Genomic DNA, 19,637 nt, shown 5'->3' with positions numbered 1-19,637 from the left:
ACATAGAAGAGTATTTTGCAAGAGGAGAACCTCAGATTTTAACTTAGAGCGTGTTTGAAAAATGCTTTCTGCAAGATGTACGTCACAATTTGTGGGAGATTGCGGGAATGCTTTTTTAAACACGCTCCAGAGTGTGTTTGAAAGGAAAACAGATTATGGAAACAAAGCAGGAGAATGTAATTGCCACGGACTATGCAGACGTGATGCAAAAATCCTATATAGATTATGCCATGAGCGTTATCATTTCCAGGGCACTTCCGGATGTCCGCGATGGTCTGAAGCCGGTACAGCGAAGAACCCTGTATGATATGTACGAGCTTGGGATTCGTTACGACCGTCCATATCGTAAGTGCGCCCGTATCGTTGGAGATACCATGGGTAAATACCACCCTCACGGGGACAGCTCTATTTATGAAGCACTGGTTGTAATGGCACAGGATTTCAAGAAGGGCAAAACCCTGGTAGACGGCCACGGAAACTTCGGCTCCATTGAGGGAGACGGCGCCGCTGCCATGCGATATACAGAGGCAAGACTGGAGAAACTGACCCAGGAGGTTTTTCTGGCAGATCTTGACAAAAATGTAGTAGACTTTATGCCAAACTTCGACGAGACAGAGAAGGAGCCTCAGGTGCTTCCGGTGAAGATTCCCAACCTTCTGGTAAACGGTGCAGATGGTATCGCCGTAGGTATGGCCACCAGCATTCCGCCTCATAACCTTGGGGAGGTTGTGGATGCGGTGAAAGCTTATATAAAGAACAACGACATCAGTGTGAAAGGCCTGATGCGTTATCTGAAAGGACCGGATTTTCCTACAGGCGGTCTGGTTGTAAATAAAGATGATCTTCTGAATATTTATGAGACCGGAAGCGGCAAGCTTCGTCTCCGCGGTAAAGTGGAAGTGGAAAAAGTAAAAGGCGGCCGCCAGCAGCTGGTGATCACCGAGATTCCGTACACCATGATCGGTGCCAATATTGGAAAATTCCTTAACGACGTAGCCTCCCTTGTAGAAACCAAGAAAACCACAGATATTGTGGATATTTCCAACCAGTCCTCCAAGGAAGGAATCCGTATTGTACTGGAACTGAAAAAGGATGCAGATGTAGAGAATCTCACCAACATGCTCTACAAGAAAACCAGACTGGAAGACACTTTCGGAGTCAATATGCTGGCTGTTGCAGATGGACGTCCGGAAACCTTAAGCCTGAAGCAGGTGATAGAGCACCATGTGGATTTTGTGTTCGAGGTGACTACCCGCAAGTACAAGACTCTTCTGGGAAAAGAGCTTGAGAAAAAGGAAATCCAGGAAGGCCTTATCAAAGCCTGTGATGTAATCGATCTGATCATTGAGATCCTTCGAGGCAGCAAGAGCCGTGACCAGGTTAAGAAGTGTCTGGTAGAGGGTATCACAGAGGGAATCAAATTCAAGTCAAAAGCCAGTGAGAAAGCTGCAAAGAATCTGAAATTTACGGAGAATCAGGCTACAGCCATTCTGGAAATGCGTCTGTACCGTCTGATCGGACTGGAAATTGAGGCTCTTCAGGCAGAGTATGACCAGACTATGAAAAATATTGCTTCTTATGAAGATATTCTGAACAACTATGATTCCATGTGTGAAGTGATTATTGAAGAACTTGACGGAATCAAAAAAGAATACAGCACTAAGAGAAGAACTGTGATCGAGAACGCAGAAGAGGCAGTTTACGAAGAAAAGAAGATGGAAGAGACAGAGGTCTGTTTCCTTATGGACCGATTCGGCTATATGCGCCTTATTGATAAGAATGCTTATGAGAGAAACAAAGAGGCTGCCCATGCAGAGAATAAATTTATTTTTACCTGTATGAATACAGATAAGATCTGCATTTTCACAGATATGGGACGCATGCATTCCATCAAAGTGGCAGACATTCCACTGGTGCGTTTCCGTGACAAGGGAACTCCGGCTGATAATCTGAGTAACTACGACAGCAGCCAGGAGCAGATCCTTTATGTGGCACCTGCAGGGCAGGTGAAATTATCTACTCTGTTGTTCGTGACTAAGACCTCCATGTGCAAGCTTGTTGCAGGTGAGGAATTCGATGTGGCAAAGAGAACGATTGCATCTACCAAGCTTGGAGAAGAGGATCAGTTGATCTTTGTAGGTCCGGCAGATGAAATGGAACAGATAGTATTTCAGAGTCAGAATGGCTATTTCCTACGTATTCTGAAAACGGATGTTTCTACTATGAAGAAGACCTCTGTTGGTGTAAGAGGAATGAAGCTGGGGGACGGGGATGTTCTTGAACATGCCTATCTGGTGGAACCGAGACAGGAGTACACCATCCAGTATCACGACAAGCCGTATGCATTGAACAAGGTAAAGCTGGCCAAACGTGATACCAAGGGTATGAAACCCAGAATTTAAGCAGCAGATTATGAAGAAAAGGCTGTTATACAGGTTGTGCAGCAGAAGCTCAAAAGAGCTGAAAGTAAAAGCTGTTGCTTGTGAAACAAGCTTAACAATACTGTTAAAATGGGTTAAAACCATTGTAAAATGGGCATTTATAAGAAAAAGCCCTTGCAATTTGGATTTAAAGGTGTTAGAATGATACAAGAAATCAGAACTTGTTGACAAAGGAGTGGGCGTGAGCCCACTCTTTTTGATGATAAGGATAGAGAGGCAGGTGGGAAAAATGAGCAGAAAAGAAGAGTATGAACAGAAAGCAGAAGCATTGTTATCTCCGATCGTAGAAAGCAATGGATTCGAACTGGTAGATGTGGAATATGTCAAGGAAGCAGGAAACTGGTATCTTCGCGGCTACATTGACAAACCAGGCGGAATCACAGTGAATGACTGCGAGACAGTAAGCAGGGCTTTCAGCGACAGGCTTGACGAAGATGATTTCATCGAGGACAGCTACATCATGGAGATCAGTTCTCCGGGACTTGACAGACCTCTGAAGAAAGAAAAAGATTTTGCCAGAAGCATTGGCAAACTGGTAGAAATCAGAACCTACCGGCCAATCGAGAAACAGAAAGAATTTTGTGGTGAACTGACAGCATATGATAATAACAGTGTGACCATTGATGAGGAGGGAACTCCTCGCACTTTCGATAAGAAAGACATTGCACTGGTGCGTCTGGCGATTGATTTTTGAGTTACCATGAAAGTCCGGACGCAGCTGTGGGAGTACCACAGGCGCGGAACAGCTGACTTTCATATAGGAAGATGCTGCCAGTCGGCGACATGTCCGATTTAAGAAATAAGCGATTATGCTGGAAAGCAAAAAGGAGGAAATAAGAAAAATGAACAAGGAGTTAATGGGTGCTCTGGACGAACTGGAACGCGAGAAAAATATCAGCAAGGAAACTTTGCTGGATGCCATTGAGCAGTCCCTGATCCAGGCATACAAGAATCATTTTGGAAAAGCTGACAATGTACATGTTACCATTAACAGAGAAACAGGCGATTTCAGTGTATATGCAGACCGCCGGGTTGTAGAATTCGTAGAAGATCCTGCTGAAGAGGTTTCTCTTGTAGAAGCACAGAAGCAGAATACCAATGCAGAGGTTGGCGATATCCTGAAGGTACCGGTTCACTCTGACAAATTTGGCCGTATTGCAACACAGAATGCAAAGAACGTAATCCTTCAGAAAATCCGTGAGGAAGAGCGAAAAGTTCTGTTTGACCAGTATCACGGCAATGAGAAAGAAGTTGTTACCGGCATTGTACAGCGTGTGGTAGGACATAATGTAAGCGTAAATCTTGGCAAGGCAGATGCGATCCTTGCTGAGAATGAGCAGGTGAAGGGTGAGACCTTCAAGCCTACTGAGAGAATCAAAGTGTATATTCTTGAGGTAAAGGATACACCGAAGGGACCTCGTATCCTTGTTTCCAGAACACATCCTGGCCTTGTAAAACGCCTCTTTGAGTCTGAGGTTGCTGAGGTGAAGGACGGAACTGTTGAGATCAAGAGCATTGCCCGTGAGGCAGGTTCCCGTACCAAGCTGGCAGTATGGAGCAACGATCCTGATGTAGATCCGGTTGGAGCATGTGTTGGTGTAAATGGTGCCCGTGTAAGTGCGATTGTAAATGAGCTTCGCGGTGAGAAGATTGATATCATCAACTGGGATGAGAATCCTGCAATCCTGATCGAGAATGCATTAAGCCCGGCGAAGGTAATCGCTGTTATGGCAGATCCGGATGAGAAGACTGCACTTGTTGTGGTTCCGGATTACCAGCTTTCCCTTGCAATCGGTAAAGAAGGACAGAATGCACGTCTTGCAGCACGTCTGACTGGATTTAAGATTGATATCAAGAGTGAAACCCAGGCAAGAGAGTCCGGCGACTTCTATGATTATGACGAGGATGACGATGAGTACTATGAGGATGACGAGTACGAAGAGTCTGAGGAGTCCGCTACAGAAGAAATTTCTCAGGATAGCGAAGAAACAGCTGCCGGTGAAGAGTCTGAAGAGACTGAGGATGCGGTAGAGAATGAAGACGAAGAATAAAATTCCCATGCGCCAGTGTACTGGCTGCAGAGAAATGAAGAATAAAAAAGAAATGATCAGGGTGTTGAAAACCGCAGAGGATGAGATCATTCTGGATGCTACAGGCAGGAAAAACGGTCGCGGAGCCTACATCTGCAAGAGCCGTGAGTGCCTGGAGAAAGCCAGAAAGAATCACGGACTGGAGCGTTCTTTGAAAGCAGCTATCCCGGATGAGGTTTATGATAGCCTTGAGAAGGAGTTTGATAGTATTGAAGAATAATAAAGCGCTGTCCCTGATCGGACTTGCAACAAAGGCCGGAAAGACAGTCAGCGGAGAGTTTTCCACTGAGAAATCCATTAAGACCGGCAAAGGATATCTGGCAATCGTAGCCGGGGATTCTTCGGATAACACCAAGAAGAAATTCCGGAACATGTGTGAATTTTACGAAGTGCCCTTGTATATCCTTTCAGATAAAGAAACGTTAGGGCATGCCATGGGTAAGGAATTCCGTGCCAGCCTGGCTGTACAGGACTGGAATTTTGCAGAAGCTATTAGGAAGGTGCTGCAGGATGAGGGGAAGGAGCTCTAGAGCATACCACTGTTGTCTGAGAAAACGACCTGAACCAAAGAGGAAAAAGCGTTCCGGGGAATGCTTTTAAATGTTCCCGGGAAATGATTTTTGATAATACGAGCTGCGGAAAACTTGTGAAAGCGTATCCTGACTCGTACTGGTGAAGGGAGAATGGCATATGGTGATAAATTCACATGAGCCTGCCAAAGACAGAAATAAGCAAAACAGAGAGAATAAAAACAGAGTGAAAAAAGTTATAGATACGGGAAAGGAGAAAGGAATAACATTGGAGACTCCTAAGACAGAAGAGCAGAAAGTGTCAGTAAAGAAAGAAGGCGACGGTGCAGAGGCACCGAAGAAGAAAAAAAATATTATCCGCGTATATCATGCACAGAATGCAAGTGACGGCGGGAAGAACAGAAAGAAACCAGCTGGAGAGAGAAAGCCACGTCCACAGGGCACACGTCCTGCAGCACAGGCACAGCCGGCAGCGAAAGCAGAGGCACCTGTAAAGGCAGCACCGAAGCCAGAAGCTCCTAAGACAGAAGCACCAAAGGCAGAAGCACCAAAAGCTGAGACAGCACCAAAGAGCGCACCGGTAAGTGCACCGAAGACAGAGCCTGCAAAACCGGTTCAGGCTGCACCGAAAGCAGAAGCTCCAAGGACAGAATCCCAGAGACCAGCTGCACAGCAGAACAGAAACGACGGCCAGCAGCGTCAGGGAAATGGCCAGGGCAACCGTAATTTCCGTCAGGGCGAAGGCCGCGACAATAATCGCGGGGATAACAATCGTGGTGACAGAAATGGGAACGGAGGCAGATTCGGCCAGGGAAGACCACAGGGCGGCCAGGGCGGATTCCGCGGAAACAGAAATAATGATGGTCAGGGAAGACCTGTAAGACAGGGAGACTCCCAGAACAGAGGACCGCGCCAGGGTGATGGAAACGGACGTGGATTCCGTCAGGGCGGTGACAACAGAGACAATAGAAATGGAAACGGAAATGGAAATGGCAGCAGATTTGGCCAGGGAAGACCACAGGGCGGTCAGGGACGTTTCGGAGGAAAAGACGGAGATAACCGTAGTGAAGGACGCTTTGGCGGACAGAACCACCAGGGTGGACCGCGCTCTGGCGGTGCAAGAAGAAGCGGCGGCGGATCTGACGCAATCTTTACACCAGAGCTGACCAAGACATCAAAGGACAGCAAGCGTGAGCGTGACAGAGAGAACAAGAATAAAAAGAAAGATTTCGATAAGACATCAGGTGGCGGACACAGACCAAACCAGGGCGGCAGAAACCAGATGTCCAGAATCCCGAAAGCACTTCAGAAACCTGCTCCGCAGCAGAAACAGGAAGAGAAGAAACCGGAGATCAAGGAGATCACAATTCCGGAGAAGCTTACCATCCGCGAGCTTGCAGAAGCGATGAAGATGCAGCCATCTGCAATTGTTAAGAAGCTGTTCATGGAAGGTCAGATGGTAACGGTAAACCACGAGATCGATTTCGAGCAGGCAGAAGAGATTGCTCTTGGATTTGACATTATTGCAGAAAAAGAAGAAAAAGTAGATGTAATTGAGGAACTTTTGAAAGAGGAAGAGGAAGATGAATCCACAATGGTTTCAAGACCACCGGTAGTCTGTGTAATGGGACACGTTGACCATGGTAAAACTTCTCTTCTGGATGCAATCCGTAAGACAAACGTAACAAGAGGCGAGGCTGGTGGAATCACACAGCATATCGGTGCTTATGTAGTTGATATTAACGGGCAGAAGATCACTTTCCTTGATACACCGGGACATGAGGCATTCACTGCCATGCGTATGCGTGGAGCAAACTCCACAGATATCGCTGTTCTTGTAGTTGCAGCTGATGATGGTGTTATGCCACAGACAGTAGAAGCTATCAGCCATGCAAAGGCTGCTGGTGTTGAGATCATCGTTGCCATCAACAAGATCGATAAGCCAAGTGCAAACATTGAACGTGTAAAACAGGAGCTTTCCGAGTATGAGCTGATTCCTGAGGACTGGGGCGGTACAACTCCGTTCGTTCCGGTATCTGCCAAGACAGGAGAGGGCATTGATGATCTTCTTGAAATGATCCTTTTAACAGCAGAGGTTTCTGAGCTGAAGGCAAACCCGAACCGTGCAGCAAGAGGTCTTGTGATCGAGGCTCAGCTGGATAAAGGCAAAGGACCGGTTGCTACGATCCTTGTACAGAAGGGTACTCTTCATGTTGGAGATTTTATCGCAGCCGGAGCATGCAATGGTAAAGTACGTGCCATGATGGATGATAAGGGACGCCGTGTAAAACAGGCTGGTCCGTCTACTCCTGTAGAGATCCTTGGTCTTGGCGATGTTCCGAATGCCGGAGAGGTTCTTATGTCCTTTGAGAATGATAAAGAGGCTAAGAATTTTGCAGCAGCATTTGTTTCCGAGAATAAGAACCGTCTTCTTGAGGAAACTAAGGGTAAACTTTCCCTGGATAATCTGTTTGACCAGATTCAGGCAAGCGACCTTAAGGAGCTCCCGATTATTGTCAAAGCCGATGTGCAGGGTTCTGTAGAGGCTGTAAAACAGAGTCTTGTAAAACTTTCCAATGAGGAGGTTGTTGTAAGAGTGATCCATGGCGGCGTTGGTGCTGTCAATGAGTCTGATGTCAGCCTTGCTGCTACATCAAATGCGATCATCATCGGATTTAACGTTCGTCCTGATACCACAGCGAAACAGCTGGCAGAGCAGGAAGGCGTTGACCTTCGTCTGTACCGTGTTATCTACCAGGCAATTGAGGACGTGGAAGCTGCCATGAAGGGTATGCTGGATCCGGTATTTGAGGAGAAGGTAATCGGTCATGCAGAGGTTCGTCAGCTGTTCAAGGCTTCCGGTATCGGTACTATCGCAGGAAGCTATGTGCTTGACGGTACCTTCCAGAGAGGATGCAAGGTACGCATCACCAGAGACGAGGAGCAGATCTACGAAGGTGAGCTGGCTTCCCTTAAGAGATTTAAAGATGATGTCAAAGAAGTTCGTGCAGGCTATGAGTGTGGTCTTGTATTCCAGGATTTCAATGACGTTAAAGAAGAAGATAAAGTTGAAGCATATATTATGGTTGAGGTGCCGCGCTAGAGCGTAGTAATCGCAGGTGTCAGTTGGGGGCAAGCTCATTGCCCCCAATTTTCCGTTGTCCAGAGCCTGCACTCATATAGGAGACCAAAAAATGAGAAAAAACAGCATTAAAAATACAAGGATCAATGCAGAAGTTCAGAAAGAACTGAGCAACATTATCCGCGGTGAGATCAAGGATCCCCGCATCCATCCCATGACATCTGTCATGGCTGTGGAGGTTGCACCGGATCTTAAGACCTGCAAGGCATTTATCAGTGTCCTTGGCAGCGAGGAATCCAAGCAGTCCACAATTAAAGGGCTGAAAAGTGCAGAAGGCTATATCCGCCGTCAGCTTGCGAAGAACCTGAATCTTCGCAATACGCCGGAAATCCGCTTCATTCTGGATGAGTCCATTGAATATGGCGTAAATATGTCCAGACTCATTGATGACGTGATCGAACACGACCATTCGAAGGGCACTGAGAGTGAGGACGGGGAAAAACAGGATACAGCAGAAACTGAAGACGAAGAGTAAAAATCGAGGTGAAGGGAATGGAGAGAATCGAAGAAATTCTGGATGGCGTAAAGACCATGGGAATTGGGGGACATGTTCGCCCGGATGGTGACTGTGTAGGTTCCTGCATGGCACTTTATCTGTATATAAAGAAATGGTATCCTGAAATCAAGGCAGATATCTATCTGGAGAAGCCGAAGCCGGTATTCGGACATATTGCATGCATGGATGAGGTACATTATGAAGCAGGTGAGCCCAGAGAGTATGATCTTTTTGTGACCTGCGATGTAAGCGCTCCTGACCGTCTGGCAGTAGCGGCTGATTATTTCGCTTCTGCGAAAAAGACCGTCTGCATTGACCATCATGTGAGCAATCCGGGATTTGCAGATGTGAACCACGTACATGGTGAGATCAGCTCTGCCAGCGAGGTTCTGTATAAGCTTCTTGACAAAGAAAAAATCAATCTGGATATTGCAACTGCTATTTATACCGGAATGATCCACGATACAGGTGTATTCCAGTATTCCTCCACATCTCCGGACACCATGCGTATTGCCGGTGACCTGATGGAAAAAGGCGTTGATTTTTCCAATATTATTGACGAATCCTTCTATCAGAAAAGCTACATTCAGAATCAGGTCATGGGACGTGTTCTGGCAGAGAGCATTATGCTTCTGGATGGCAAATGTATCGTTGGCTACATGAAGCTGAGAGACATGGATTTCTATGGGGTAAAGCCGTCAGACCTGGATGGAATCGTAAGCCAGCTCCGTCTTACGAAAGGTGTGGAAGTGGCAATGTTTATTTACGAGCATGAAAGCCAGGTATTCAAGGTATCACTCCGTTCCAACGGTTCTGTAGATGTAAGCAAGATCGCTTCCTATTTCGGAGGAGGCGGACATGTGAAAGCAGCAGGCTGCGATCTGGCCGGTTCCATGTACGACGTTATCAATAATATTTCAGAGCAGATCGAAAAACAGCTTTTAGGACAGGATAAGTAATGGCAGATTTTCAGGGAATCATTGTAATTCACAAGGAAAAAGGCTTTACCTCCCATGATGTGGTAGCCAAGCTTCGGGGAATTCTCCATATGAAAAAAATAGGACATACAGGGACTCTTGACCCGGATGCTACCGGTGTTTTGCCGGTAGCTCTTGGAAAAGGCACCAAGCTGGTGGATCTTCTTACAGATAAGGAAAAAACGTATGAGGCAGTGCTTCATCTGGGAATCGACACGGATACTCAGGATATGTCCGGAACAGTTCTGGAAGAGCGTCCGGTGAATGTGACCGAGGAGGAAGTGCGAAAAGTACTGAAAAGCTTTGTAGGGGAGCAGCTTCAGGTTCCGCCTATGTATTCTGCTCTGAAGGTAAATGGAAAGAAACTTTACGAGCTGGCTAGAGAGGGCAAAACGGTTGAGCGAAAAGCCAGGCCAGTGTGTTTCTACGAGATAGAGCCTCTGGAATTTCATCTTCCGCTGGTGAAAATAAGAGTGACCTGCAGTAAGGGAACCTATATCCGCACCTTGTGCCATGATATTGGCGAGAAGCTTGGCTGTGGCGGCTGTATGGAAGAACTGCTCCGGTCAAGGGTTGGTCGGTATTCTCTCTCTGAGAGTCATACACTTGCCCAGGTGGAAGCTGCTGTGGCAGATGGAACCGTCCAGGATATGATCGATCCGGTGGAGAAGGTTCTGGCTGATTATCCCGCTCTTTATGCGGATTCTTACGGGGACAGGCTTCTGGCAAATGGAAATCCGCTGTCCGACAATCTGGTTCGTCCCCAGCACAAAGAGGGCTGGGTGCGCATGTACGCCAGTGACGGAACTTTTACAGGTATTTTTCAGTGGGATGCAGGGAAGAAGAAATATTATCCGGTGAAAATGTTCTGAATAATAAAGTGACGATTCAGCAGGTGCTGAACAGTTACCAATCAGGCATAAACTGGTTTGACAGGAGAGATTATGGAATACCTGAAGATAGAGGGTGAGTTTCCAAAACTTGCCAACTGTGCAGTAACAATGGGAAAATTTGACGGGATCCACCGTGGCCACAGGAAACTGGTTGAGAAGATCAGGGAGCGGAAGACACTTGGAGAACAGGCTGTCCTTTTTGCCATTGATGCTTCCAGCAATATGATCCTTACCAGCCAGGAACGGGTTTCCCTTCTTGAAAAGCTTGGCGTGGATGTGCTGGTAGAATGCCAGTTAAATGACAGGATCCGGCATATGAAGGCTGAGAATTTTATAAAAGAGATTCTTATGGGAGATCTTGGGGCATCCTACGTAGTAGTGGGAGAGGACAACCGGTTTGGCTTCGAGCGGAAGGGTACGCCCCGGCTTCTTATGGAATTTGGAGAAAAGTATGGCTTTGATGTGGAAATCCTTTCCAAAGAAATGGATGGACACAGGAAGATCAGCAGTACCTATATCAGAGAAGAACTGAAAAAAGGAAATATGGAGAAAGTCACTTCCCTTATGGGAAGGGATTATTTTGTGGAAGGCAAGGTGGTACATGGCAGGGGAATGGGACATAAGGTTCTGCTTCCCACTACCAATCTCGTGCCTCCCAGGACCAAGATCCTGCCGCCAAACGGTGTGTATGTGACAAGCTCTTATTTCGGGGATAAGATATACCACGGAATTACCAACATTGGCTGTAAGCCTACGGTTGGTGAGAGCTTTATAGGGGTGGAAACCTATCTTTTTGACTGTAAGGAAGATCTCTATGGAGAGGAATGCCGGGTGGATTTCAAAAAGTTTTTGAGGTCGGAACGGAAATTTCCCTCTCTTGAGGCGCTGAAGAGCAGACTTCTGGCGGATGCAGAGGATGGCCGGAGATATTTTGAGAAAACTGAGAAATAATATCGGGAAGAAAAACGAAAAAAACAGTTTACAGAATTTGGCGGGTATGCTATACTAGGCAAGGTGTGAGCAGGTTTAGTCCTTGCGTTCACATATCAGACAGCCCATATTCAGGGGTTGGACACTCCGACCGTCTCTTAATATGCGGCGATTACGTCCCCACAGGAATACCTGCATGGGAGACCATTAAGAATAATAAGGAGGAAATCAAGATGATTTCAAAAGAAAAGAAAACAGCAATTATGAAAGAGTATGCAAGATGTGAGGGAGATACTGGTTCACCAGAGGTACAGGTGGCTGTTCTTACTGCAAGAATCCAGGAGCTTACTGAGCATTTACAGAACAACCACAAGGATCATCATTCCAGACGTGGTCTGCTGAAAATGGTAGGTCAGAGACGTGGACTGTTAGCTTACTTAAAGAAAACAGACATCGAAAGATACCGTGCACTGATTGAGAAATTAGGTTTAAGAAAATAATTAGTATGCGGAAGGGGCGGATATCCATCCGCCCTATTTTAAGATGTAAGGAAAGTTATGATTGTTCACAGACAAGCTTCCTACCGGAGCTTTTGTGGATAGTGACAAGTGTCACAATAGAGGCACTATTGTCTGTAAGGGCGACCTGACAGATAAAGATTTCCGAGACTTCTGAAAAGGACATTTGAAGAAACCTGTCTACAGCAATATCAAATGTGTTTTTCAGTCGTTTCGGACTTCTGTTGTGACAGAGGCAAAGAGAGCTGCAATATACGTTGGTCAGAACTGGTTTTCACAGTTTCTGCAGAAGTGTAGGGTGGCTTCAGATCAATATTTTATATGAAAAAGGAGAGAAGACATGTACAAAAGTTATTCCATGGAATTAGCTGGAAGAACACTTACCGTAGATATCGGACGTGTTGCGAAACAGGCCAATGGCGCAGCACTTATGCATTATGGTGATACCACTGTACTTGCTACAGCAACTGCATCCAAGGAGCCAAGAGAGGGAATCGATTTTTTTCCGTTAAGCGTTGAATATGAAGAGAAAATGTACGCCGTAGGAAAGATTCCGGGCGGTTTCAATAAGAGAGAGGGAAAGGCAAGCGAGCACGCAATCCTTACCTCCCGTGTTATCGACAGACCTATGCGTCCTCTGTTCCCGAAGGATTACAGAAACGATGTAACACTGGTAGACATGGTTATGTCTGTAGATCCGGAGTGCAACCCGGAGATCCCGGCTATGCTTGGTTCTTCCCTTGCTACCTGTATTTCTGATATTCCATTTGATGGCCCATGTGCAACGACACAGATCGGCCTGATCAATGGAGAGTATGTTGTGAACCCTACACTGGCTCAGAAGGATATTTCTGACCTTCAGCTGACAGTAGCTTCCACAAGAGATAAGGTTATCATGATCGAGGCCGGTGCCAACGAGGTTCCGGAGGATCAGATGATCGAGGCTATTTATAAAGCACATGAAGTAAACCAGGAGATCATCAGATTCTTCGATCAGATCATCGCTGAGTGCGGGAAAGAGAAACACAGCTATGAGTCCTGTGCAGTTCCGCAGGAGCTGTTTGACGCCATCAAGGAGATCGTTCCTCCGGAAGAAATGGAAGTTGCCGTATTCTCTGATGACAAGCAGACAAGAGAGAACAACATTGCAGAGATCACAGACAAGCTGAAAGAAGCTTTCGCAGAGAAGGAAGAGTGGCTTGCTGTTCTTGGTGAGGCTGTTTACCAGTATCAGAAGAAGACCGTTCGTAAGATGATCCTGAAAGATCACAAACGTCCGGACGGCCGTGCGATCACACAGATCCGTCCTCTGGCAGCAGAGGTTGATATCATCCCGAGAGTACATGGCTCCGCTATGTTCACCCGTGGACAGACTCAGATCTGTACGATTACTACTCTGGCACCTCTTGCAGAGGCACAGAGAATTGACGGACTTGACGAGTTTGAGACAAGCAAGAGATATATGCATCACTACAATTTCCCGTCCTATTCTGTAGGTGAGACAAAGCCATCCAGAGGGCCGGGACGCCGTGAGATCGGTCATGGAGCACTTGCTGAGAGAGCACTTGTACCGGTGCTTCCAAGCGTAGAAGAATTCCCATATGCAATCCGTACTGTATCTGAGACCTTTGAGTCAAACGGATCTACCTCCCAGGCAAGTATCTGTGCATCCACCATGTCTCTTGAGGCTGCCGGTGTACCGATTAAGAAGCCGGTTGCAGGTATTTCCTGTGGTCTTGTAACAGGTGACACAGATGATGACTATATCGTTCTTACTGATATCCAGGGACTTGAGGACTTCTTTGGCGACATGGACTTCAAGGTAGCCGGAACTCATGACGGTATCACAGCGATTCAGATGGATATTAAGATCCACGGTCTTACAAGACAGATCGTAGAAGAAGCAATCAGACGTACTAAGGAAGCAAGAGAGTACATCCTTAACGAAGTTATTGAGAAATGTATCCCTGCACCTCGTACAACTGTTGGAAAATATGCTCCGAAGATCATCCAGATCCAGATCGATCCTCAGAAGATCGGTGATGTTGTTGGCCAGAGAGGTAAGACCATCAACACGATCATTGAGCGTACAGGCGTCAAGATCGACATTACAGATGAGGGTGCTGTATCTATCTGCGGCGTAGATGATAAGAACATGCAGGAAGCAAAGCGCATGGTTGAGATCATTGCTTCTGACTTCGAGCAGGGACAGATCCTTACCGGACAGGTTGTAAGCATCAAGGAGTTCGGCGCATTTGTTGAGTTCGCACCTGGCAAAGAGGGAATGGTTCACATTTCCAAGATCTGCAAGGAGAGAATCAACCGCGTAGAGGATGTTCTTACACTTGGAGATAAGGTAACTGTTGTATGCCTTGGAAAAGACAAGATGGGAAGAATGAGCTTCAGCATCAAGGATGTTCCGGCAGAGGCAAAATAAGAATAAAATGCAAGGCCACTGTGTATGAAAAGCACAGTGACAGCTTGGGGGATGCCGGACAGATGTGCCCGGCATTCTTTATATCCGCTGCAGAGCCGGAGCTTTGGAAAAGGCGTCTGCACGGGACAAACAGGAGGAAACATGAAAAGAATTGCAAAATTTCATAAAGTAAGTAAAGAGCGCTTTGTGGCAGACTGGATGGATACTTTTGAGGGCGTGTCTGCTGATGAGGCAGAGAAGATTTATGAGGGAATCCGTCTTCCAAGACGAGCTACTGCCGGAAGCGCAGGCTATGATTTCTTTTCCCCGGCTGATTTTACCATTAAGCCAGGAGAGACCATCAAGATTCCGACCGGGATCCGTGTGGAGATGGATCAGGAGTGGGTGCTGAAATGCTATCCAAGAAGCGGCCTGGGATTTAAATTCCGTCTGCAGCTGAATAATACGGTGGGGATTATTGACAGCGATTATTTTTATTCTGACAATGAAGGTCATATTTTTGCCAAGCTGACAAATGACACCAATGAGAATAAAGTGGTAGAATTGAAGGCAGATACAGGCTTTATGCAGGGAATCTTCGTTGAGTATGGGATTACCGTAGATGATGATGTGACAGATGTGAGAAATGGCGGGTTTGGAAGTACGACGAAGTAACTCGCTGCGGCACCTTCGCAGTTCTATGGGAAATACAAAAGCAGGTAAATGTGATGAATTTATCAATCACAGATACCTGCTTTTGTTATGCTTAAGCTTTTTTCAAATTTTGCAGAAAGCCTTTTTCAAACAGGCTCCCGCAGGAAATCTCTTTAAAGACCACCGGGAAGATTACTTTGATGCTCCCGCAGGAAATTTCTTTAAAGATCACCGGAGAGATTACTCTAAAGGTGTTCCGGCAGCTTCTGCTTCTCGCGCATTCTGTAAAACAGTGTCAAATGCGATAGCAGCCTTATTGTACTCTTCGTCGCTTTCAATATTGGAAAGCATGGGAGCACCCTCTGCAGTGCGGGTGAAGGAATACAGATAAACTTCACCGTCATGATTCTGGCCCTCTTCGTCAAGAGGAAGAAGCGCAATATACTCCTTTGCATCTACCGGGAAAATGGTAAGGATGGCGCATTCTACCTCAGTATCATCCTCCATGGTAAGAGTAATGGTGCTGTGCTGGTTTGCATCAGTGCTGCATCCGCCGCATGTGGAACAGTCGGAACCGCCGCAGGATGAGCTGCTTCCACAGCTGCTGCAGGAGTTTGTCATATCTGAATCACTCATTAAAAATACCTCACTTTATAAAAAATTTGTATTTATATGTTACCTGTGAAAAAACATGTTCATGCTGTAAAACAAGGTAACACCGGGACTTCTTTAGATTCGTTTTCACTGGTAACGGTATGCCCGGACAATATTTAGATTGTACCAGAAAAATAGGGTTTTGTGAATAGGGAAATCTGTGTTATAATGAAGAAAGTGTTAGAATATATTGAATATTCACAGGCAATATCCTATGAGAGGTTTTGGGTGAATGAAGTTCACTGGAAACTTTGAAAAAATGGGCAAAATCATGTACAGAAGGATTTTTGTGCATCATATAAATTTTTACAGATTGGAGAACAACATGAAGCTTGTATCATGGAACGTAAATGGAATCCGTGCCTGTATCACCAAGGGCTTTGAAGAAAGCTTTGCGAAGTTGGATGCAGACATTTTCTGCCTTCAGGAGACCAAATGTCAGGAGAACCAGGTGAAGCTGGAGATTCCAGGTTATTATCAATATTGGAATTATGCGAACCGCAAGGGATATTCCGGAACAGCTGTTTTTACAAAAAAAGAACCGTTGTCCGTGATCTACGGACTTGGAATAGAGGAACACGATAAAGAAGGACGTGTGATCACTGCAGAGATGGACGATTTTTATCTGGTTACCGTATATACGCCCAATTCCCAGTCAGAGCTTCGAAGACTGGAATACCGCATGGAATGGGAGAGAGATTTTCTGGCTTATCTTCTGAAGCTTCAGGAGAAAAAGCCTGTGATCTGCTGTGGAGACATGAATGTGGCACATCAGGAAATTGACCTGAAGAATCCTAAGACCAACCGGATGAACGCAGGCTTCACAGATGAAGAGAGAGCCTGCTTTACCAGAACTCTGGAAGCTGGATTTATTGATACATTTCGTTACTTTTATCCGGAGCTTGAGGGCGCCTACTCCTGGTGGTCTTACCGATTTAAGGCAAGAGAGAAGAATGCCGGATGGAGAATTGACTATTTCATCACCTCTCCGTCCTTGAAAGAGAATCTGGAGGATGCGAAGATTCACAGCGAGATAATGGGGTCCGACCATTGTCCTGTAGAGCTGGATCTGAAATTTTAGACCAGAGGGAGTCCTGTATGGCAGGTTCTGGGGATAAACAGATATCATCGGATGATTTTATTTCATGAGAAAGATTGCATTGTGCAGATTCCCTTTGGGAAACGTGCTCTGTGTACAAAAATGGCTACAGACGAGACAGCAGACAAAGACAGGAGGGCTTATAAAGTGCCAATACCGGGAAATAAGAGCGTGGTTGTGACATACGGTTATCCTCTTTTACTTGGGGTAACCCAGATGGCAGATGGATATAATTTTGCAGTGGAAGCGGAAGAGGATTCTGAGGTTTACCTGCTCCTTTACAGGAAGAGGGGAAGAGAGCCCTTTTATGAGCTCCTTCTGGATGAAAAATATCGTACAGGACGGATTTTTTCTGTTTTTATGAAAAAATTAAATGTAACCAATCTGGAGTACAATTTTAAGATAAACGGGGAAATCTATCTGGATCCCTGTGCCAGCAGGATCAGCGGAAGAGAGCACTTTGGGGCAGAGTGGGAGGAAGATCCCCACAAGGTGCGCTGCGGCTTCTGGTCCGGAAATGGTTATGACTGGGGGGATGAGAAAGCACCGGAAACAGACTTTGAAGATATGATCCTCTATAAAGTACATGTCCGGGGATACACCAGGCAGGCTAAGCTGCCGACAGGTCTCCGGGGAACTTTTTCCGGTCTGGTACAGATGATCCCATACTGGCAGGAGCTTGGCATTAATACAGTAGAGCTTATGCCGGCCTATGAATTTATGGAGGTGGTTCCGCCAAAGGAGCCAGACGGTCTGGTTTCCCAGAAAGGGAAAAAAGACGAGGTAAATTACTGGGGATATGGAAGTGGTCTTTATTTTGCGCCAAAGAGTGCTTATTGCGCTACCCGGGATCCCCACAGGGAATTTTGCGACATGATCAGGGCTTTTCACAAAGCAGGGATTGGCTGTATCATGGAAATGTATTTTCCGGCGGAGGTTAATCCTTTAATGGCACTTCGTGCAGTGCAGTTCTGGAAACAGAATTATCATGTGGACGGCTTTCATATTCTGGGAGAAGGGGCACCTCTTAATTTGATCATGAAGGATGGCCTGCTTGCAGGGACGAAGATTATGGCAGAAGGAATGGATACGGCTGCTCTTTATAAGAACCGCAGACCAGGAAAGCGATGCTTTGCGGAATATAATCTGGGATTTTTGCAGGATATGCGCAGATTCCTGAAAAGCGATGAGGATATGGTTCCGGCTGTGCAGTACCGCATCCGTCATAACCCGGATGACCATGGAGTGATCAATTATATCACCTGCCAGGATGGTTTTACTTTAAATGACCTTGTTTCCTACAATTATAAGCACAATGAGGCAAATGGGGAAGGCAATAACGACGGCTGCAGCTATAATTATTCCTGGAATTGCGGTATTGAAGGACCAAGCCGGAAGCAGTGGATCCGTCAGATGAGGGAGCGCCAGATGCGTGCTGCTTTTGCTATGATGCTGTTTTCCCAGGGAGTGCCCATGATCTATGGCGGTGATGAGATCGGCAATTCCCAGGAGGGAAACAATAATGCTTACTGTCAGGACAATTCCATTGGCTGGATAGACTGGCGGGGACTGCGGAGAAATGCCAGTATGCTTGCCTTTGTAAAAAAGGCAGTTGCACTTCGGAAGGCTCATCCGGTTCTTCATATGAGTGAGAGCATGAAAGAGGCAGATTACCTTGGCAAGGGATTTCCGGATATGTCTTTTCATGGGGAACGTGCATGGTTCTGCAACATGGAAAATACCAGCCGCATGATCGGCGTGATGCTGTGCGGGGCATATGCAAAGCTGCCGGACGGAAGTGAGGATGATTTCCTTTATACAGGCTATAATTTTCACTGGGAAACCAGGAATATTGCTCTTCCCAATCTGCCAGAGGGGATGGAGTGGAAGAAAGTGATGGATACCGGAGATCTGACCTGTGACGGATTTTATGGGGAAAATGGCCAGGTCTATGAAAGAGCCGTGGAGGTGGGACCGCGTACAGTGGTTGTACTTCAGGGGGTGAAGAAACCGGAGACTGAAAGAAAGCATACTGGCAAAGGAAAAAAGAATGAAAAACTGCCAGGCGCAGAAGCGAAGAAAACTGCAGCTTCAGACAATACTGTGACAGAAGCTGAGAATAAGGAAAGGAGGTCCGGCGACAATGCATCCATGGCTTCACTTTAAAACAATCACAAAGCATAAGCTGATGGTTATGCACTATTGCTTCCGAATCGGACTTTACAAGCAGGGGCTTTTCCATGACCTTTCCAAATATACCCCGTCGGAATTTCTGGTGGGCTGCAAATATTATCAGGGAAACAGAAGCCCAAATAACGCAGAACGTGAGGATACGGGCGTGTCTACCGCCTGGCTCCATCATAAAGGGCGCAATAAGCATCATTATGAGCATTGGGTGGATTATTCCATAAATGATCCGGAGCATGTGATCATGGGGGCGAAAATGCCCCGCAGATATGTGGCAGAGATGGTGATGGACCGGATCAGTGCCTCCAGGACTTATCTTGGGGACGCATATGACAATCACAAGCCGCTGGAATATTTCCTGAAAAGCAAGCCGAAGCTGTGGTTTGTACATCCCCAGACGAAAAAAGAGTTAGAGGGGCTGCTTCGGATCCTCAATGACAAGGGGGAAGAAAAGGCTTTGTGGTATATTAAGCATGTTTATCTGAAAGGGAAGGATAAGTAGTTTCATATTCCGTGTTTATCAACCGCAGACTTCCAAAAAAATATACAATATCACTTGCACTTTCATACTCTTCTGTGGTAAAGTATGAAATATGTTATTTTGCTGTCG

18 protein-coding genes and 1 pseudogene are annotated in these 19,637 nt (G+C 46.2%); 17 read left to right on the top strand and 2 right to left on the bottom strand.

Features of this window, described 5'->3' with window-relative positions:
- Positions 1–42 precede the first annotated feature (42 nt).
- A pseudogene (locus tag PGQ38_RS20560) lies at positions 43–123 on the bottom strand (DUF6783 domain-containing protein); the annotation flags it as partial.
- Between the two features lie 32 nt (positions 124–155).
- Between PGQ38_RS20560 and PGQ38_RS08410 the strand changes: the two are divergent.
- The 14 genes from PGQ38_RS08410 (at position 156) to PGQ38_RS08345 (ending at position 15,108) form a co-directional block, all read left to right on the top strand.
- The gene (locus PGQ38_RS08410; protein WP_195379396.1) at positions 156–2,402 is read left to right on the top strand and encodes a DNA gyrase/topoisomerase IV subunit A; all 2,247 of its coding nucleotides are present in this window, start codon (positions 156–158) and stop codon (positions 2,400–2,402) included.
- 10 nt (positions 2,403–2,412) lie between these two features.
- Positions 2,413–2,586 carry a hypothetical protein gene (locus PGQ38_RS08405; protein ID WP_187565629.1) on the top strand — a complete coding sequence of 58 codons (174 nt, stop codon included), beginning with the start codon at positions 2,413–2,415 and terminating at the stop codon, positions 2,584–2,586.
- An 84-nt stretch (positions 2,587–2,670) separates the two neighbouring features.
- The gene (locus PGQ38_RS08400) at positions 2,671–3,135 is read left to right on the top strand and encodes a ribosome maturation factor RimP (protein ID WP_118578686.1); all 465 of its coding nucleotides are present in this window, start codon (positions 2,671–2,673) and stop codon (positions 3,133–3,135) included.
- Between the two features lie 148 nt (positions 3,136–3,283).
- On the top strand, positions 3,284–4,492 hold the full coding sequence (nusA, locus tag PGQ38_RS08395) for a transcription termination factor NusA (protein WP_118578762.1): 1,209 nt from the start codon (positions 3,284–3,286) through the stop codon (positions 4,490–4,492).
- Positions 4,476–4,751: an RNase P modulator RnpM gene (gene rnpM / locus PGQ38_RS08390; RefSeq protein ID WP_173716346.1), complete on the top strand. Its 276-nt coding sequence runs from the start codon at positions 4,476–4,478 to the stop codon at positions 4,749–4,751. The genes nusA and rnpM overlap by 17 nt, the downstream gene beginning before the upstream one ends.
- The gene (locus tag PGQ38_RS08385) at positions 4,741–5,061 is read left to right on the top strand and encodes a L7Ae/L30e/S12e/Gadd45 family ribosomal protein (RefSeq protein ID WP_118578684.1); all 321 of its coding nucleotides are present in this window, start codon (positions 4,741–4,743) and stop codon (positions 5,059–5,061) included. The genes rnpM and PGQ38_RS08385 overlap by 11 nt, the downstream gene beginning before the upstream one ends.
- Before the next feature lie 160 nt (positions 5,062–5,221).
- The gene (gene infB / locus PGQ38_RS08380) at positions 5,222–8,164 is read left to right on the top strand and encodes a translation initiation factor IF-2 (RefSeq protein WP_270431306.1); all 2,943 of its coding nucleotides are present in this window, start codon (positions 5,222–5,224) and stop codon (positions 8,162–8,164) included.
- Between the two features lie 91 nt (positions 8,165–8,255).
- Positions 8,256–8,678, top strand: a complete 423-nt coding sequence (gene rbfA, locus PGQ38_RS08375; protein ID WP_118578680.1) for a 30S ribosome-binding factor RbfA — start codon at positions 8,256–8,258, stop codon at positions 8,676–8,678.
- Positions 8,679–8,695: 17 nt separating this feature from the next.
- Complete coding sequence (locus PGQ38_RS08370) at positions 8,696–9,658, top strand: DHH family phosphoesterase (RefSeq protein ID WP_118578678.1); 963 nt, start codon at positions 8,696–8,698, stop codon at positions 9,656–9,658.
- Positions 9,658–10,548 carry a tRNA pseudouridine(55) synthase TruB gene (truB, locus tag PGQ38_RS08365; RefSeq protein WP_270431304.1) on the top strand — a complete coding sequence of 297 codons (891 nt, stop codon included), beginning with the start codon at positions 9,658–9,660 and terminating at the stop codon, positions 10,546–10,548. The genes PGQ38_RS08370 and truB overlap by 1 nt, the downstream gene beginning before the upstream one ends.
- 72 nt (positions 10,549–10,620) lie before the next feature.
- Positions 10,621–11,520, top strand: a complete 900-nt coding sequence (locus PGQ38_RS08360) for a bifunctional riboflavin kinase/FAD synthetase (protein WP_270431301.1) — start codon at positions 10,621–10,623, stop codon at positions 11,518–11,520.
- A gap of 212 nt (positions 11,521–11,732) precedes the next feature.
- A complete protein-coding gene (gene rpsO, locus PGQ38_RS08355) occupies positions 11,733–11,999 on the top strand; it encodes a 30S ribosomal protein S15 (RefSeq protein WP_148462347.1) in 267 nt (88 codons plus the stop codon).
- 358 nt (positions 12,000–12,357) lie between these two features.
- Positions 12,358–14,454, top strand: coding sequence for a polyribonucleotide nucleotidyltransferase (locus PGQ38_RS08350; protein ID WP_148462345.1), 2,097 nt, complete (start codon positions 12,358–12,360; stop codon positions 14,452–14,454).
- A gap of 141 nt (positions 14,455–14,595) precedes the next feature.
- Entirely contained in the window at positions 14,596–15,108 is a 513-nt protein-coding gene (locus PGQ38_RS08345; protein WP_118578670.1) for a dCTP deaminase/dUTPase family protein, read from the top strand.
- A 219-nt stretch (positions 15,109–15,327) separates the two neighbouring features.
- On the opposite strand, the gene PGQ38_RS08340 is transcribed toward PGQ38_RS08345, so the two are convergent.
- Positions 15,328–15,723 carry a DUF1292 domain-containing protein gene (locus tag PGQ38_RS08340; RefSeq protein ID WP_118578668.1) on the bottom strand — a complete coding sequence of 132 codons (396 nt, stop codon included), beginning with the start codon at positions 15,721–15,723 and terminating at the stop codon, positions 15,328–15,330.
- Between the two features lie 343 nt (positions 15,724–16,066).
- Between PGQ38_RS08340 and PGQ38_RS08335 the strand changes: the two genes are divergently transcribed.
- From PGQ38_RS08335 to PGQ38_RS08325, 3 genes are read left to right on the top strand one after another with little or no spacing between them, the layout of a single operon-like run.
- Positions 16,067–16,822 carry an exodeoxyribonuclease III gene (locus PGQ38_RS08335; protein WP_270431298.1) on the top strand — a complete coding sequence of 252 codons (756 nt, stop codon included), beginning with the start codon at positions 16,067–16,069 and terminating at the stop codon, positions 16,820–16,822.
- 51 nt (positions 16,823–16,873) lie between these two features.
- Complete coding sequence (locus PGQ38_RS08330) at positions 16,874–19,006, top strand: Type II secretory pathway, pullulanase PulA and related glycosidase (RefSeq protein WP_270431297.1); 2,133 nt, start codon at positions 16,874–16,876, stop codon at positions 19,004–19,006.
- Positions 18,984–19,529: a DUF5662 family protein gene (locus PGQ38_RS08325; RefSeq protein WP_270431295.1), complete on the top strand. Its 546-nt coding sequence runs from the start codon at positions 18,984–18,986 to the stop codon at positions 19,527–19,529. The genes PGQ38_RS08330 and PGQ38_RS08325 overlap by 23 nt, the downstream gene beginning before the upstream one ends.
- The last annotated feature ends 108 nt before the right edge of the window (positions 19,530–19,637 follow it).

The organism is Blautia faecis (assembly GCF_027662325.1).
Classification (GTDB): Bacteria; Bacillota; Clostridia; order Lachnospirales; family Lachnospiraceae; genus Blautia_A; species Blautia_A faecis.
This window is presented reverse-complemented; position numbering and strand designations above follow the sequence as displayed.